Source organism: Kitasatospora sp. NPDC054768 (assembly GCF_053612025.1).
In genome coordinates this window covers 1-15345 of record NZ_JBSHBN010000030.1, presented here as the reverse complement: position 1 = coordinate 15345, position 15345 = coordinate 1, and the positions used below count along the sequence as shown (strand labels likewise).

General features: G+C 71.7%; 16 protein-coding genes and 3 tRNA genes. 5 read left to right on the top strand and 14 right to left on the bottom strand.

What is annotated here, in order from left to right:
* Positions 1-94: 94 nt before the first annotated feature.
* Entirely contained in the window at positions 95-1060 is a 966-nt protein-coding gene (locus ACWGKU_RS12155; protein WP_380543450.1) for a thiamine-phosphate kinase, read from the bottom strand.
* Between the two features lie 209 nt (positions 1061-1269).
* Between ACWGKU_RS12155 and ACWGKU_RS12150 the strand changes: the two genes are divergently transcribed.
* Positions 1270-1503: an Lrp/AsnC family transcriptional regulator gene (locus tag ACWGKU_RS12150; protein ID WP_359900545.1), complete on the top strand. Its 234-nt coding sequence runs from the start codon at positions 1270-1272 to the stop codon at positions 1501-1503.
* A gap of 82 nt (positions 1504-1585) precedes the next feature.
* Positions 1586-2104, top strand: a complete 519-nt coding sequence (locus tag ACWGKU_RS12145; protein ID WP_359900543.1) for a DUF3515 family protein — start codon at positions 1586-1588, stop codon at positions 2102-2104.
* Positions 2105-2187: 83 nt separating this feature from the next.
* Here the strand turns inward: ACWGKU_RS12145 and ACWGKU_RS12140 are convergent, their stop codons facing one another.
* Genes ACWGKU_RS12140 through ACWGKU_RS12130 form a run of 3 tightly spaced genes read right to left on the bottom strand, consistent with a single transcriptional unit; the run spans position 2188 to position 5218 of the window.
* Positions 2188-3333 carry a D-alanine--D-alanine ligase family protein gene (locus ACWGKU_RS12140; protein ID WP_452179755.1) on the bottom strand — a complete coding sequence of 382 codons (1146 nt, stop codon included), beginning with the start codon at positions 3331-3333 and terminating at the stop codon, positions 2188-2190.
* 56 nt (positions 3334-3389) lie between these two features.
* Complete coding sequence (locus ACWGKU_RS12135) at positions 3390-4373, bottom strand: NAD(P)H-dependent glycerol-3-phosphate dehydrogenase (RefSeq protein ID WP_359900678.1); 984 nt, start codon at positions 4371-4373, stop codon at positions 3390-3392.
* A 14-nt stretch (positions 4374-4387) separates the two neighbouring features.
* Positions 4388-5218 (bottom strand): lysophospholipid acyltransferase family protein, encoded by an 831-nt coding sequence (locus ACWGKU_RS12130; RefSeq protein ID WP_401054002.1) that lies wholly within the window; start codon positions 5216-5218, stop codon positions 4388-4390.
* Between the two features lie 228 nt (positions 5219-5446).
* Here ACWGKU_RS12130 and cofC point away from each other — a divergent pair, with 228 nt between their 5' ends.
* Together cofC and ACWGKU_RS12120 are read left to right on the top strand one after the other, a co-directional pair.
* A complete protein-coding gene (gene cofC / locus ACWGKU_RS12125) occupies positions 5447-6130 on the top strand; it encodes a 2-phospho-L-lactate guanylyltransferase (RefSeq protein WP_401054001.1) in 684 nt (227 codons plus the stop codon).
* A gap of 108 nt (positions 6131-6238) precedes the next feature.
* A complete protein-coding gene (locus ACWGKU_RS12120; protein ID WP_359900536.1) occupies positions 6239-6460 on the top strand; it encodes a hypothetical protein in 222 nt (73 codons plus the stop codon).
* A 211-nt stretch (positions 6461-6671) separates the two neighbouring features.
* On the opposite strand, the gene ACWGKU_RS12115 is transcribed toward ACWGKU_RS12120, so the two are convergent.
* The 10 genes from ACWGKU_RS12115 to ACWGKU_RS12070 all read right to left on the bottom strand — a co-directional run bounded on the left by ACWGKU_RS12115 (position 6672) and on the right by ACWGKU_RS12070 (position 13809).
* A complete protein-coding gene (locus tag ACWGKU_RS12115; RefSeq protein WP_359900534.1) occupies positions 6672-7451 on the bottom strand; it encodes an HU family DNA-binding protein in 780 nt (259 codons plus the stop codon).
* 133 nt (positions 7452-7584) lie between these two features.
* On the bottom strand, positions 7585-7932 hold the full coding sequence (locus tag ACWGKU_RS12110) for an SCO5555 family protein (protein WP_380354200.1): 348 nt from the start codon (positions 7930-7932) through the stop codon (positions 7585-7587).
* A gap of 182 nt (positions 7933-8114) precedes the next feature.
* Positions 8115-8711, bottom strand: coding sequence for a 3-isopropylmalate dehydratase small subunit (gene leuD / locus ACWGKU_RS12105; protein WP_401055301.1), 597 nt, complete (start codon positions 8709-8711; stop codon positions 8115-8117).
* Positions 8712-8714: 3 nt separating this feature from the next.
* Positions 8715-10139 (bottom strand): 3-isopropylmalate dehydratase large subunit, encoded by a 1425-nt coding sequence (gene leuC / locus ACWGKU_RS12100; protein ID WP_380543465.1) that lies wholly within the window; start codon positions 10137-10139, stop codon positions 8715-8717.
* A gap of 323 nt (positions 10140-10462) precedes the next feature.
* Positions 10463-10537, bottom strand: a tRNA-Gln gene (locus ACWGKU_RS12095).
* A 66-nt stretch (positions 10538-10603) separates the two neighbouring features.
* A tRNA-Glu gene (locus ACWGKU_RS12090) sits at positions 10604-10676 on the bottom strand.
* 37 nt (positions 10677-10713) lie between these two features.
* Positions 10714-10785: transfer RNA gene (locus ACWGKU_RS12085), tRNA-Gln, on the bottom strand.
* 238 nt (positions 10786-11023) lie between these two features.
* Positions 11024-12523, bottom strand: a complete 1500-nt coding sequence (gltX, locus tag ACWGKU_RS12080) for a glutamate--tRNA ligase (protein WP_401055058.1) — start codon at positions 12521-12523, stop codon at positions 11024-11026.
* Positions 12516-13316, bottom strand: a complete 801-nt coding sequence (locus ACWGKU_RS12075; RefSeq protein WP_359915358.1) for a fumarylacetoacetate hydrolase family protein — start codon at positions 13314-13316, stop codon at positions 12516-12518. The genes gltX and ACWGKU_RS12075 overlap by 8 nt, the downstream gene beginning before the upstream one ends.
* Before the next feature lie 274 nt (positions 13317-13590).
* A complete protein-coding gene (locus tag ACWGKU_RS12070) occupies positions 13591-13809 on the bottom strand; it encodes a hypothetical protein (protein WP_359915360.1) in 219 nt (72 codons plus the stop codon).
* Between the two features lie 636 nt (positions 13810-14445).
* Between ACWGKU_RS12070 and ACWGKU_RS12065 the strand changes: the two genes are divergently transcribed.
* The coding region (locus ACWGKU_RS12065) for a nitrate- and nitrite sensing domain-containing protein (RefSeq protein ID WP_452181040.1) at positions 14446-15345 on the top strand (900 nt) is incomplete at its 3' end.

Below are 15345 nucleotides of genomic sequence, written 5' to 3'. Positions count from 1 at the left end.
CGCGCCGCCCGCCGTACGGGGATCGGCGCGGACCGCCCGCCGGGGCCCCGCCTCCCGGGTCCTCGCCGGGGCCGACGCGATCCGGGGGCGGGCCCTACTCGGCGAAGTGGTCCCAGCCGCCCACCCGGTCCCAGGGGGCGCCGTCCACCGTGACCCGGCCGCTGCGGCTGCCCGTCGGGCGGCCGGTCACCTCGCCCACCACCCGCCAGCGGGCCGGGAGTTGGACCCCGCGCGGGAAGGTGGCCACGATCGCGTGGTCCTCGCCGCCGGAGAGCACCCAGACCAACGGGTCCACGCCGACCGCCTGGCCGATGTCGGCCATCTGCGCCGGGACGTCGAAGTCGGCGGCCTTCAGGTCGATGTCCACCTCGCTGGCCCGGGCCACGTGGCCGAGGTCGGCGACCAGCCCGTCGCTCACGTCGATCATCGAGGTCGCGCCCAGCTCGGCCGCCGCCGGGCCCGCGTGGTACGGCGGTTCGGGCCGGCGGTGCGCCTCGACGAAGGCGCGCGGGGAGCGGAAGCCGCGCTGGAGCACGGTCAGGCCGGCGGCCGACCAGCCGAGCCAGCCGGTCACCGCGACCACGTCGCCGACCTGCGCGCCGGCGCGGGTCACCGCCGCACGCCCCTGGAGGTCGCCGAGCGCCGTGATGGCCAGCATGACGGTGTCGCCGCGCACCACGTCGCCGCCGACCACCGTCGCCCCGGCCACCTGGCACTCGTCGCGCAGCCCGTCCATCAACTCGGTGGCCCAGGTGGTCGGCAGGTCCGCGGGGGTGACCAGACCGAGCAGTATGGCGGTCGGCACCGCCCCCATCGCGGCCACGTCGGCGAGGTTCTGGGCGGCGGCCTTGCGGCCCACGTCGTAGGCGGTGGACCAGTCCCGGCGGAAGTGCCGGTTCTCGATCAGGACGTCCGTGGTCGCCACCACCCGGCCGTCCGGAGCCCGCACCACCGCGGCGTCGTCACCCGGGCCGAGGTCGACCGCGTCGGTGAGCGGTACCCGGGCGGTCAGCTCCCTGATGAGGCCGAACTCGCCGAGCTCGCCCACGGTCCCCTGCATCTGCCGTCCTCTCGCGTTTCCATCCGTCTTCGGCCCCCGTCGCGCTCCCCCGCGCGCAGCGTACGCCCTTCCGGGGCCTCGGGGTCTCCCCTCCCCGGCCCGCTGCGAGGTAGCGTGGTGATCAGACTGCCGGTGAGCCCACCCACCCATCCGCCTGACCGGGCGATCACGGCGGCGATCCCCCCTCAACCGGCCGCCGGGAGGTCCCCGTGGTACAGGCATACATCCTGATCCAGACCGAGGTTGGCAAGGCCACCGCCGTGGCCCGGACCATCGCCGAGGTCCCCGGCGTACTCACCGCCGAGGACGTCACCGGCCCCTACGACGTGATCGTCAAGGCCGAGGCCGAGACGGTGGACGAACTGGGCCGGCTGGTGGTGGCCCGGGTCCAGAAGGTCGAGGGCATCACCCGCACCCTCACCTGCCCGGTGGTGCACCTGTAGGCCGGTGCATCGGTGCGCCCGGGCCCCGGTGGCCCGGCGCACCGGCGCGTCCGGCCACCCGGGCCCCGGTTACCATCGGCGGGTGGCCAGAGAACTCCGCGTCCCCGAGGCGCTGACCGCCCTGCCGGCCCCGGTCCGCTGGCTGGCCCTGCCCGTCGCCCTGACCTGCACCGTCGTGGCGCTGGTCGGCAGCTGGGGGCCGGCCGACCCGAAGGTCGAGGTCCCGCAGCCGGGCGGCCGGGCGGCCGGGTACTGCCGGTCGCTGGCCGCCGCGCTGCCAGCCGACCTGCTCGGGCACGCCCGCAACGACCCGTCGCCCGCCTCCCCGTACGTGGCCGCCTGGGGCGATTCCCCCCGGACGGTGCTGCGCTGCGGCATCGACCGGCCGGAGGAGTTGGACGGCGACCACGCCGCGGACTGGTCCCCGAGCGTCGACGGCGTCACCTGGTGGTCGCAGAAGCTCGCCGACGGCGGCTACCGCTTCGTGACGACCATGCGGGCCGCCTACGTCGAGGTGACCGTCCCGGCCGGGGCCGCGCAGAACCCCTTCGACCCGGCGGCCGCCCTGACCGGCGCGGTCAAGGCCAACGTCCCGGGCTGAGCCCGGCGGCGGGAGCCGTGACCCGGGGGACGCACCGAGGGCGGGCCGGGAGCTCCCCGGCCCGCCCTCCGCGGCAGGACCCGCTAGCGCAGCCCGGTCGAGCGGCGCAGCGCCGTCCCGAGCAGCCGGTCGATCAGCTCCGGGTACGCGACCCCGCTGGCCTCCCACATCTTCGGGTAGGCCGAGATCGGGGTGAAGCCGGGCATGGTGTTGATCTCGTTGATCATCCAGGTGCCGTCCTCCAGCAGGAAGAAGTCCACCCGGGCCAGGCCCTCGCAGCCGAGCGCCTCGAAGGCCTCGACCGCCTGGCGCTGGATCTCGGCGAGCTCCTCGGCGGTCAGGTCCGCCGGGATCTTCACGTCCGAGGAGTCGATGTACTTGGCCTCGAAGTCGTAGAAGTCGAAGCCCTCGCCGACCAGGATCTCGCCGGCCACGCTGGCCCGCGGGCCGTCCTCGAACTCCAGCACGCCGCACTCGATCTCGCGGCCGGTCACGCCGGCCTCGATGATGAGCTTGGGGTCGTGCCGGCGGGCCTCCTCGATCGCGGCGTCGAGGTCGGCCAGGTCCTTCACCTTGGTGATGCCGATGCTGGAGCCGGCCCGGCAGGGCTTCACGAACAGCGGCAGACCCAGCTCGGCGGCCCGCTCGCGCACCGCCGCGCGACCCGCCTCGGACTCCCAGTCGCGCGGCCGCACGATGGTGTAGCGGCCGACGTTCAGACCGTGCGAGGCCAGGATCCGCTTGGCGAACTCCTTGTCCATGCCGGCCGCGCTCGCCAGCACGCCGTTGCCGACGTACGGGACGCCGGAGAGCTCCAGCAGGCCCTGGAGCGTGCCGTCCTCGCCCCACGGACCGTGCAGCAGCGGGAACACCACGTCGACCTCGCCGAGGGCCTTGGGGGCGCTGCCCGGCTCGGTCAGGACCACCTCGCGGCTGCCCGGGGCGACCGGCAGCGCGACCTGGCCGTCGACGCCCTCGGCGACGTGCGCCACGTCCGGCAGCCGCCCGTCGGTGATGGCCATCCGGGCCGGCTCGTCGCTGGTCAGCGCCCAGCGGCCCTCATGCGTGATGCCGATCGGCAGCACGTCGTACTTGTCGCGGTCGATCGCCCTGAGCACACTGCCCGCGGTGGAGACCGAGATCGCGTGCTCGGAGCTGCGCCCGCCGAAGACCAGCGCGACGCGCGGCTTCCGGTCGGGCCGGTTCGGGGAGGACTGTTCGATGCTCATATCGGTTTTGAGACTACCGTGCGAGACCCTGCCGGAAGGCAGGCGCCACCGGGGACTCAGCGCCGCTCGGCCTTCGCCGAACGCGACATCAGGGTCTGCAGCGCCTCCTGGGTCGGCCGCCCGTTGTGCACCACGTCCACCACGGCCTCGACGATCGGCATGTCGACCCCGTTGCGCCGGGCCAGGTCCAGGACCGACTCGCAGGACTTGACGCCCTCGGCGGTCTGCCGGGTGGCCGCGATGGTCTCCGCGAGCGACATGCCCCGGCCCAGGTTCATGCCGAAGGTGTTGTTGCGCGACAGCGGCGAGGAGCAGGTGGCCACCAGGTCGCCCATCCCGGCGAGTCCGGCGAAGGTGTGCGGGTCCGCGCCCAGCACCTCGCCGAGCCGGGTGGTCTCGGCCAGCCCGCGGGTGATCAGGGTCGCCTTGGTGTTGTCCCCGAGCCCCATGCCGGCCGCCATGCCGACCGCCAGGCCGATCACGTTCTTGACCGCGCCGCCGAGTTCGCAGCCCACCACGTCGGTGTTGGTGTACGGCCGGAAGTACGGTGTGTGGCAGGCCGCCTGGAGCCGCTTGGCGACCGCCTCGTCGGAGCAGGCGACCACGCTGGCCGCGGGCTGCCGGTTGGCGATCTCCTTGGCCAGGTTGGGCCCGCTGACCACCGCGACGCGCTCCGGGCCGACCCCGGTGACCTCGTCGATCACCTCGCTCATCCGCTTGGCGGTGCCGAGTTCGATGCCCTTCATCAGGCTCACCAGCACGGTCTGCGGCTCGATCAGCGGCGTCCAGGCGGCCAGGTTGTCGCGCAGCGTCTGCGAGGGCACCACGAGCACCGCGAAGTCGGCGCCGGCCAGCGCCTCGGCGGCGTCGGTGGTCGCACGCACGGTGTCGGGCAGCCGGACGCCCGGGAGGTAGTCCGGGTTCTCGTGGGTGGAGTTGACGGCGTCCACCAGTTCCTGGCGGCGGGCCCACAGCACGACCTCGCAGCCCGCGTCGGCGAGCACCAGCGCGAACGCGGTGCCCCAGGAGCCGGTCCCCATCACGGCGCAACGGATCACTTGCCGGCCTCCTCGGTGCCCTTGCCCCGCTCGCCCTTGGCGCGCCGGCGCTCGGCCAGCGCCGCCGCGGCACGCTCCCGGGCGGCCCTGCGCATGTCGTAGCGCTCGGCCGGCGGCTCCTCGCCGCGGACCTCCGCCAGCACGGCGGTGATCGCCGTCATGATGTCCTCGGTCGCGTCGGCGAGCACCTGGGCGGTGAGCTCCTGCCCCCGGTACTTGCTCAGGTCCACCGCGGGCCCGGCCGCGACGGTGACCCTGTGCCGCGGGAACAGGTTGAACCTGCCCTTCCCGAGACCGGGCCGGCCGTACGGCGGAATGATCTCGTGGGCGCCCCAGTGCGCGACCGGGATGACCGGCGCACCGGTCATCAGCGCGACCCGGGCGACACCGCTCTTGCCGGTCATCGGCCACAGGTCCGGGTCCCGGGTGAGCGTGCCCTCCGGGTAGAACTGCACGCACTGGCCGCTGTTGACCGCGTCGATCGCGGCCCGGAACGCCTGCGCGGCGTCGGTGGACTCGCGGAACACCGGAATCTGACCGGTCTTGCGCAGCATGAATCCGATGAAGGGGATCGAGAACAGCGAGGACTTGCCGAGAATGCGCGGCGGACGTCCGCTGTTGTACTGCCAGTGCGCGTAGATCACCGGATCGATGATCGAATTGTGGTTCACCGCGGCGATGAAGCCGCCGTTCTTCGGAATGTGCTCCCAGCCCCGCCAGTCGGGCTTCACCAGGGCGGTCGTCACCGGCTTCACCAGCACGGCCGCGAAGCGGTACCAGATGCCGTAGTCGGCGTTGCCGAACTTGGCGTACGAGCGGCGGGCCACCCCAGCTCCTTCTCATCCGATGCGGCACGGATTACCGCGGTCATGGCGTCCCGGTGCCGCGCACCGATTCCACCGGTGCCCGGGCCGCGGGCGCGGAACAGTGTCGCCCGCCCGATCACCGGCTGTCGAGCAACCGCGCCAACCCGCCCGGCGGGCGTGATCAAACGCACGTCCGCACAGCTCGGACGGCCTGGCGAGGGCTCCGGGACCGGCGTCAGAATGACGCCGATGACCCAGGACACCGTACGCCCCAGCGGGGCCGTCGCGCCCCCCGCACCCACCGCCGGCTGGTCGCTGGTGCTTCCGCTCAAGCCGCTCACCATGGCGAAGAGCAGACTGGCCCCGTACGCCGGACCGCACCGGGCCGACCTGGCCCTGTCCTTCGCCCTGGACACCGTCACCGCCGCCCTGGCCACCCCCGGGGTCGGCCGGGTCCTGGTGGTCACCCGCGACGCCGCGGCCGGCGCCCGACTGACCGCGCTCGGCGCCCTGGTGGTCGCCGACGAGCCCGACGGAGGCCTCAACCGGGCGCTGGCGCACGGCGCCGAGAGCGCCCTGGCCCTGGCCCCGCGGGCCCCGCTGGCGGTGCTCTCGGCGGACCTCCCGGCGCTGCGTCCGGCCGAACTGGCCCGGGTGCTGGGCGCGGTGCCGGCGGACGGCCGGGCCTTCCTGCCGGACACCCCCGGCCTCGGCACCACGCTGCTCGCCTGCACCCCCGGCCGTCCGCTCTCCCCCGCCTTCGGGGACGGCTCACGGGCCCGGCACGCGGCCGGCGGGGCACTCGAACTGCGCCTCGCGGACGTGGAGTCGGTGCGCCGGGACGTGGACACCGGGACGGACCTCGGCGAGGCCGCGGCGCTCGGCCTCGGCCCGCACACCAGCGCGCTGTTCGCCCGGCTGAGCCTTTCCTGAGCCCTCCCGGTCGCCGCCCGGGCACCGCCCGGAGCCGCCCCGGCGCGTCCCGGCCCGGGCGTCGACCTGCTCCCGGGCCGGGGCCGGCCCGCTCGCTATGCTGCTCGCATGCAGGCCACCTCGTTCACCTTCGACCCCGCCACCCGGGCCGGCTCCGTGCTGCTCGACGACGGGACCCCGGTGCCGTTCGACGCGGCCGCCTTCGACGCCGGCGGCCTGCGGCTGCTGCGCCCCGGCCAGCGGGTGCGGATCCGCACCGAGGGCACCGGCGAGGCCCGCCGGGTGGTCTTCGTGACGCTCCAGACCTTCCCGGACCCCGCCGAGGGCTGACGGCCCCGTCCGGGGCCGTCGGGCCCGGCCGGACCGGCCCGCGGACCATCCCGCCGTACCGCCCGGAACTCCCCCGTGCCACCGCACGCCGTCGATTCCTGACTAAGCGCCCGGAAATCGAAAGAGCCGCGGCGACCCGTCTCCGTGAATTCACGGAAGGGGGGTGCCGCGGCTCTGAGCCGAAGGCCGTCCTGGGACGGTCGCGCGGGACTTACTTGGCAGAGGTCTTGCGCGCGGTGGTCTTGCGGGTGGCGGTCTTCTTCGCCGGCGCCGTCTTCTTGGCCGTGGCGGTCGCCTTCTTGGCGGTGGCCGTGGTCTTCTTGGCGGCCGCCGTGGTGGTCGCCTTCTTCGCCGCGGCCGTCTTCTTGGTCGCGGCGGCCTTGGTCGCGGTCGCCGTGGTCTTCTTCGCGGCGGTGGTCTTCGCGGCCGTGGTCTTGGCGGCGGTGGCCTTGACGGCCGTGGTCTTCGCGGCGGTCTTCTTGGCGGTCGCCGTGGTCTTCTTGGCGGCGGCCGTGGTGGTCGCCTTCTTGACGGCGGCCGTGGTGGCCGTCTTCTTGGCGGCGGCCTTCTTGGCGGCCGGGGCGGCGGCGGCAGCAGCGGCGGCACGCTTGGTGGCGGCACGCTTGGCGGCCGGGGTGGCGGCCACGCCGCTCTTGCCCGGGGTGAGGGAGCCCTTGGGGGCCTTCTTCACCGAGGGGCCTTCCTTCGGCAGCTTCTTGCTGCCGCTGACCAGGTCCTTGAAGCCCTGACCCGGACGGAAGCGCGGGACCGAGGTCTTCTTGACCTTGACCCGCTCGCCGGTCTGCGGGTTGCGGGCGAAGCGCGCGGAGCGCTCCACCTTCTCGAAGGTGCCGAACCCGGTGACCGAGACCCGGTCACCGGCCACAACGGCACGGACCATGGTGTCGAGCACTGCGTCGACGGCCTCTGCGGCAGCCTTGCGACCGCCCAGCTGCTCGGCCACCGCTTCGACAAGCTGAGCCTTGTTCACGTCTTCCCCTTCGGAAACGGGCGCCGGATGATTCCATCCGTTCTTTTCGCACGTTAGGTATGTATCTGCGGACTTTCAATTACCAAACGCGCGAATCACCCTAGTGTCGCAATGGATTTGCGCGTCGGCGACCTCAGTCGAGCGGCGGGGGCCGCTCGTCGAGGTCATGTACAAAGCGACTCAACCGCCTTGCCGCCTCCGGAAGATCGCGCTTGGCGGCCTCGGTGACGATGAGGAGTTGACGGGTGAGAGCGGTCTTTGCATCGGCAGACACGTTCAGCGCATGCACGCGGGCGTGAGCTTGCTTCAACCGCTCGGCCACAAGCGCGTAGAGCGCTGCGACTTCCTGGTCGTCCGGCCCCTCAGCTGGTGCGGAGGTGACGTCCGGCCGATCGTCAATTCGGCGTTCGGATGGCCGGCCCATGGAGTCCTCAGCCGCGGGTTCGCCGCCCGCGTACGGAGGTTCATGGTGCCGGTGCATGTACTGATTGTGCCATCTACCCGCAGTTGTACTTGCGCGGGCCCCTCTTCCGCAAAGCCAAATGGGCAATCCGGGGCGGGCCGCGGCGCTAACTCGTGCTCCGGAACGACGGATGGCCCGGCCCCCCCGAGGGGGGCACGGGCCATCCGGTGGATCGTCAGAATGCTTGTTCTGAGGGGAACTCAGGCGACCGGCAGAGTACGGGGCTTGAAGGCCGGACGGGTCTCCTCGAAGGCCGCGATGTCGGCCTCGTTCCGCAGGGTGATGCTGATGTCGTCCAGGCCGTTGAGCAGCCGCCACCGGACGTTGTCGTCCAGTTCGAAGGCCGCGACGACGCCCTCGGCACGCACTTCGCGCGCCTCCAGGTCGACGGTGATCTCGGCCGAAGGGTCACTCTCCGTGAGCGCCCAGAGCCGTTCCACGGTCTCCTGCGGCAGGACGACCGTCAGCAGGCCGTTCTTCAGGGAGTTGCCCCGGAAGATGTCGGCGAAGCGCGACGAGATGACCGCGTGGAAGCCGTAGTTCTGGAGCGCCCAGACGGCGTGCTCCCGGGAGGAGCCGGTGCCGAACTCGGGGCCGGCCACCAGGACCGTGGCGCCCTGCCGCTCGGGCCGGTTGAGGATGAACGACTCGTCCTTGCGCCAGGCCTCGAACAGGCCGCCCTCGAAACCGGATCGGGTGACCTTCTTGAGCCAGTGGGCCGGGATGATCTGGTCGGTGTCCACGTTGCTGCGGCGCAGCGGCACGGCCCGGCCGGTGTGGGTGGTGAACTTCTCCATGGCTCAGGCCTCCACGGCAGCGACGTCGGCGGACAGGTCGGAGGGGGCGGCGAGACGGCCCAGGACGGCGGTCGCGGCGGCGACCTGCGGGGAGACCAGGTGGGTGCGGCCGCCCTTGCCCTGCCGGCCCTCGAAGTTGCGGTTCGAGGTGGAGGCGCAGCGCTCCCCCGGGGCCAGCTGGTCGGGGTTCATGCCCAGGCACATCGAGCAGCCCGCGTGGCGCCACTCGGCACCGGCCGCGGTGAACACCTTGTCCAGGCCCTCCTCGACGGCCTGGAGGGCGACCCGGACGGAGCCGGGGACCACCAGCATCCGGACGCCGTCGGCGACCCGGCGGCCCTCCACGACGGCCGCGGCGGCCCGCAGGTCCTCGATCCGGCCGTTGGTGCAGGAGCCGACGAAGACGGCGTCGACCTTCACCTCGCGCAGCGGGGTTCCGGCCTCCAGACCCATGTACGCCAGGGCGTTCTCGGCGGCCAGGCGCTCCTGCGGGTCGGCGAAGGACGCCGGGTCCGGCACCTCGGCGCCCAGCGGGGCGCCCTGGCCCGGGTTGGTGCCCCAGGTGACGAACGGGGTCAGCTCGCTCGCGTCGATGAAGATCTCGTGGTCGAAGACCGCGTCCTCGTCGGTGCCCAGGGTCCTCCAGTACGCGACGGCGGCGTCCCAGTCCTCGCCCTGCGGGGCGTGCGGGCGGCCCTGGAGGTACGCGAAGGTGGTCTCGTCCGGGGCGATCATGCCCGCCCGGGCGCCGGCCTCGATCGACATGTTGCAGACGGTCATCCGGGCCTCCATGGACAGGCTCCGGATCGCCGAACCGCGGTACTCCAGGACGTAGCCCTGGCCGCCGCCGGTGCCGATCTTCGTGATGACGGCCAGGATCAGGTCCTTGGCGGTGACGCCCTCGGGCAGCTCGCCCTCGACGGTGACCGCCATCGTCCGGAACGGCGCCAGCGGCAGGGTCTGGGTGGCCAGCACGTGCTCGACCTGGCTGGTGCCGATGCCGAACGCCAGTGCGCCGAAAGCGCCGTGGGTCGAGGTGTGGGAGTCACCGCAGACCACGGTCATGCCGGGCTGGGTCAGGCCGAGCTGCGGGCCGACGACGTGCACGACGCCCTGCTCGACGTCGCCGAGCGAGTGGATCCGGACGCCGAACTCGGCGGCGTTCCTGCGCAGGGTCTCCAGCTGCACCCTGGAGACCGGGTCGGCGATCGGCTTGTCGATGTCCAGGGTGGGGGTGTTGTGGTCCTCGGTGGCGATCGTCAGATCGGTGCGGCGGACCGTGCGGCCGGCCAGCCGCAGCCCGTCGAAGGCCTGCGGGCTGGTGACCTCGTGGAGCAGGTGCAGGTCGATGAAGAGGAGGTCGGGTTCGCCCTCCGCGCGCCGCACGACGTGGTCGTCCCAGACCTTCTCTGCGAGTGTCCGTCCCATCGGATTCCCTCCAGCCGGCCGCGTTGCCGGCCTTCTCGTGTCGTCGAGGTCAAAGCGTGTGCGCCGCCCTGAGACTCCCGGGCCGCTCCCGTCCAGAGTGGCGCTTTTCGCCGGAGATTGAACTTGTGTCTCGCGGAGTGAGACCGCAGTCTTAGCGCATGGACAGCGCTCCGTCCCCCTCCGCCGCCGGGCGGCAGGGCCCGCGGAAAGCCGGAAGGGCCCCGTGGAAAGCCGGAAGGGCCCCGCTCGGAACGGAGCGGGGCCCTTCGGGGCATTTCCGGGGAAAGCAAAAAGACCCCGGGGACCGGGGTCTTTCCAATTTCTGGCTGGGGTACCAGGACTCGAACCTAGACTAAATGAACCAGAATCACTCGTGCTGCCAATTACACCATACCCCAACACAAAGCAAGGGCCGATGGGCATGTTCCTCGAAAGAACACAGCCACCGGCTTCCTGCTCTGAAGTACCCCCGACCGGATTCGAACCGGCGCTACTGCCGTGAGAGGGCAGCGTGCTAGGCCGCTACACAACGGGGGCTTGATCTTCTTTTGTGGTGCTGTACTCATGTACTGCGCTGGGGTACCAGGACTCGAACCTAGACTAAATGAACCAGAATCACTCGTGCTGCCAATTACACCATACCCCACCAGAGTTGAACCCTCGCGGGCCCTTCTCAGGCGTTGCGCCTCTCGGTCGGTCCCTTCCGAGGGGCTTTCGTTCCCTCGTCCGTTCCCTCCCGGGCGGCGCAGAAAGAACATTACCCGACGTCGGCCCCGGGTCCAAAATCGATAACCCCAGGCAGCGGCCGGGAGGCCTGCGGACGGCCTCCGGGTACGCCGCGGGCCCGGCACGAAGCCGGGCCCGCGGCCTGCTCGGCGCCCCGCTCAGGCGGCCGGCAGGGCGTCCAGGGCGGCCCGCAGCCGCCGCAGCGTCTCCGGGCGTCCCAGCAGCTCCATGGACTCGAACAGCGGCGGGGAGACCCGGCGGCCGGTGACGGCCACCCGCAGCGGCGTGAAGGCGAACTTGGGCTTGATGCCCAGCCCCTCCACCAGCGCCTCGCGCAGCGCGGCCTGGATCGGCTCCGGGGTGAAGTCCGCGAGCTCCTCCAGCGCCTTGATGCTGGCCTCCAGCACCGGGCGGGCGTCCGCGGTGAGCACCTTGGCGGCGTCGTCCGGGTCGAGGGCGAACTTCTCCGGCGCCACGAACAGGAAGCCGGCCATGTTCACGATCTCGCTCAGCACGACCATCCGCTCCTGGGTGAGCGGCGCCACCTTGGCGAGCAGGTCCAGCTGCTGGGCGGTGGGCTCGGCCGGCAGCAGCTCGGCGCCCTGGAGGAAGGGCACCAGGCGGCGGACGAAGTCCTCCGGGGCCAGCCGGCGGACGTGCTCGGCGTTGATCGCCTCGCACTTCTTCAGGTCGAAGCGGGCCGGGTTGGCGTTCACCTTGGTGACGTCGAAGGCGGCGACCATCTCGTCCATGTCGAACAGGTCGCGGTCCTCGGCCAGCGACCAGCCCAGCAGGGACAGGTAGTTGAGCAGGCCCTCGCGGATGAAGCCGCGCTCGCGGTACATGTTGAGCGAGGACTGCGGGTCGCGCTTGGAGAGCTTCTTGTTGCCCTCGCCCATCACGTACGGCAGGTGGCCGAAGCGCGGGGTGGTGCCGTTGCCGACGCCGATCTCGGCGAGCGCGGCGTACAGCGCGATCTGCCGCGGGGTGGAGGAGAGCAGGTCCTCGCCGCGCAGCACGTGGGTGATGCCCATCAGGGCGTCGTCCACCGGGTTGACCAGGGTGTACAGCGGGGCGCCGTTGGCCCGGACGATGCCGTAGTCCGGCACGTTCTCCGGCTCGAAGGTGAGCGTGCCGCGGACCAGGTCGTCGAAGCTGAGGGTCTTGTCCGGCATCCGGAAGCGCAGGATCGGCTCGCGCTTCTCCAGCTTGTAGACCGCCACCTGCTCGTCCGTCAGGTCGCGGCAGTGCCCGTCGTAGCCGGAGGGCTTGCCGGCCGCGCGGGCGGCCTCGCGGCGGGCGTCCAGCTCCTCGGTGGAGCAGTAGCAGTAGTAGGCGTGGCCGGCCTCGTACAGGCGGCGGGCGACATCGGCGTAGATGTCCATCCGCTGCGACTGGCGGTACGGCGCGTCCGGGCCGCCGACCTCCGGGCCCTCGTCCCAGTCGAGGCCGAGCCAGCGCATGGCGTCGAGCAGCTGGTTGTACGACTCCTCGGAGTCGCGGGCGGAGTCGGTGTCCTCGATCCGGAAGACCAGCGTGCCGCCGTTGTGGCGGGCGTAGGCCCAGTTGAAGAGGGCCGTGCGGACCATCCCCACGTGGGGGTTGCCGGTCGGGGAGGGACAGAAGCGAACCCGGACGGCCGGGTCAGTGTTAGCCACGCTTGATCACCTTGTTGGTGAGAGTGCCGATGCCTTCGATGGAGACGGCGACCTCGTCGCCGACGTTGAGCGGGCCCACCCCTGCGGGCGTGCCGGTGAGGATGACGTCGCCGGGCAGCAGCGTCATGGCCTCGGAGATGTGGACGATCAGCTCGGCGACCGAGCGGACCATCAGGGAGGTGCGGCCGGTCTGGCGGAGCTCGCCGTTGACCGTGCAGGTGATCGCGAGGTCGCTCGGGTCGAGGTCGGTCTCGATCCACGGGCCCAGCGGGCAGGCCGTGTCGAAGCCCTTGGCCCGGGCCCACTGGCCCTCGCGCTGCTGGACGTCCCGGGCGGTGACGTCGTTGGCGCAGGTGTAGCCGAGGATCACCTCGGGCACCCGGTCCAACGGGACCTCGCGGCACATCCGGCCGATCACCACGGCCAGTTCGGCCTCGTGGTGGACGTCCGAGGAGAACGGCGGGTACGCGATGCTCTCGGTCGGACCGATCACCGAGGTGGACGGCTTGAAGAAGGTGAGCGGGGCGTCCGGGACCTCGTTGCCCAGCTCCGCCGCGTGCGCCGCGTAGTTGCGGCCGACCGCCACGATCTTGTTCGGGAGCATCGGGCTGAGCAGCCGGACGTCCTGGAAGCGGTAGCTCTCACCGGTGGGCTGGGGCTGGCCGAACGGGTGGCCGGCCAGCGCGTGGACGACCAGCGAGTCGGGCCGGGAAGGGTCGCCCTCCACCACGCCGAAGGAGACGCTGCCGGCGGCAGGGCTCCCTTCCCGGACGGAAAACCTGGCAATGCGCACGGCTGGGACACCCCTCGCTTCGTCGGCCGCCCGGGGCGCGCCCGGGCGCTGGTGGGCGCCCCGCCCGCAGTGGGCGCGGCCCCGTCAATCGGGCTCCAGGCTATCGCGTGGGGGCCCGGCCGACCGCTTTGCCCCTGTTCAGGAGGGTCGGGGCCGAATGCCCCGCGAGGCGCGCGGGCGGGTCGCCGCCGCGGGCCGCGGGGGCGCCGCACAACGGCGAGGGCGCCGCCGCCACCGGGGTGACGACGGCGCCCTCGTCGCGGCGCTGCGGCGGTCAGTCCTGCAGGACGACGACCGGGGCGACCATCAGCCGGGTGCGGCGCGGGTTGGCGGTGGCGGCCGGCAGCTCGGTGCCGTAGGTCACGACGTCCTCGGGCTTGCGGGCACCCGGGATCTTGCTGAAGTCCTCGACCGAGGCCAGCGTCGTCCGGCGGGGGTTCGCCGTGGGGCGGCAGGACAGCGTGGACTTGGTGGCGTTCTTCGCCTGGGACATCGAGAGCACCTCGTGGTCATGGCCGGGTCGATCGCGGCGATCGGCACCGGCCTGATGGATTCCGATTGATTCGGAGGGGTTCTGGGCAGGCTGATCGGGGCCGTGCTCCGGAGACAGCCAGGTTACGAGATCTCATTCCACAGAGGCCGTGACCAAAGCTACACATTAGACTGTGATTTTGCTCACAAAATGCCGAGCAAAGTGCAGATATCCGACATATCGCCGCACCGGGATTTTCCGGCATTTCGCCGATAAGGGGCATTCCGGAAGGTCTATGACTCTTCCCGACCCCGGGTCCGCTTGGCATGTATCCGGCGAGTGTCCGAAAAAGGCGGTATTCCGGTCCTGTTACCGCACAGTCCGTGAGAAGACGCAAGCGGTCGGTAGCGCCGGGCGCCCGGTTCGTGCGGCCCTTGTTGGGATTCCCCGGCTGTGCTGGAATGCGACGGACCGTGGGTAGGGAGTGGTCCACCCCGGTGCCCGCTCTCCCGGACCGGCCGGGGTGCGGATGGAAACTCGACACCGTCCAGGCCGTGGCGACGCGGCGGGACGCCCGGTCCAGAGGTTGCGACGCCAGTGCAGGGACGTTTCAAAAGGGGTAGCGGCGCCGCGGGTAACCCGGAGTCGCGTGAGCCTGTGGCAGCCCCTCAACAGGCGGCGGCCCCCAGCGGCCCGGCCGAGCCGGTGACACCCGAGGCCGTCGGCCACCCGGAGGAGGAGGGCCAGGAGCGGAAGTCCGCCCGGGACAAACTCCGCACCTCCCTGACCCGGCGCCGCGCCACCGGTCTGAACCGGCTCGCGATGCGCAACTGGCGCATCCGCACCCGTCTGATCGCGCTGCTCGCCCTCCCCGTGCTGGTCTCGCTGGTCCTCGGTGGCCTGCGCATCCAGAGCTCGATGGAGAACTCGCAGCAACTCGCCCAGATGGCCAACCTCTCCGACCTGGCCAAGAAGGCGACCAACCTCGCGGACGCGCTCCAGACCGAGCGCGACATCAGCGCCGGCCCGATCACCCACGACCCGGCCGCGCCGCTGGACGACGACATCGTCGCGGCCCGCAAGTCCACCGACGACCTGAGCCGCACCTTCACCGCCTCCTCCGACAAGTTCGAGAACCTCGAACTGTCCGGCGGAAAGGCGCTGTTGCTCCAGATCCGCAAGGACCTGAACTCGATCGCGGACACCCGCAGCCTGCCGTACCAGAACAACCAGAACATCCAGTCGACGATCACCGCCTACGACGTGATCATCCGCGACCTGCTGTCCATCACCCAGGACATCGCGCTCGCGTCGAACAACAAGGACCTGGTCGTCTCCACCCGCGCGCTCCAGCAGTTCTCGCTGGCGAAGAATGCGACCTCGCAGCAGCGGGCCCTGATCAGCGCCGCGCTCGCCAACCCGAAGACCCCCGACCTCAGCCCCAGCGACGAGTCCTTCGGTATCCGTCTGCGCAGCTCGTACGACAACGCGATCGCGAGCTTCAACAACATCTACACCGCGCACGACCTGGACAACCTGCGCAGCCAGCTGAGCTAC

What these genes read in the sequence shown, in the direction of transcription:
- ACWGKU_RS12155 (WP_380543450.1), bottom strand. Translation starts at nt 1,060, where the DNA reads ATGCAGGGGACCGTGGGCGAGCTCGGCGAGTTCGGCCTCATCAGGGAG.
- ACWGKU_RS12120 (WP_359900536.1), top strand. Translation starts at nt 6,239, where the DNA reads ATGCAGGCCACCTCGTTCACCTTCGACCCCGCCACCCGGGCCGGCTCC.
- ACWGKU_RS12070 (WP_359915360.1), bottom strand. Translation starts at nt 13,809, where the DNA reads ATGTCCCAGGCGAAGAACGCCACCAAGTCCACGCTGTCCTGCCGCCCC.
- ACWGKU_RS12110 (WP_380354200.1), bottom strand. Translation starts at nt 7,932, where the DNA reads ATGCACCGGCACCATGAACCTCCGTACGCGGGCGGCGAACCCGCGGCT.
- leuD (WP_401055301.1), bottom strand. Translation starts at nt 8,711, where the DNA reads ATGGAGAAGTTCACCACCCACACCGGCCGGGCCGTGCCGCTGCGCCGC.
- leuC (WP_380543465.1), bottom strand. Translation starts at nt 10,139, where the DNA reads ATGGGACGGACACTCGCAGAGAAGGTCTGGGACGACCACGTCGTGCGG.
- cofC (WP_401054001.1), top strand. Translation starts at nt 5,447, where the DNA reads ATGACCCAGGACACCGTACGCCCCAGCGGGGCCGTCGCGCCCCCCGCA.
- ACWGKU_RS12135 (WP_359900678.1), bottom strand. Translation starts at nt 4,373, where the DNA reads ATGGGGACCGGCTCCTGGGGCACCGCGTTCGCGCTGGTGCTCGCCGAC.
- ACWGKU_RS12140 (WP_452179755.1), bottom strand. Translation starts at nt 3,333, where the DNA reads ATGAGCATCGAACAGTCCTCCCCGAACCGGCCCGACCGGAAGCCGCGC.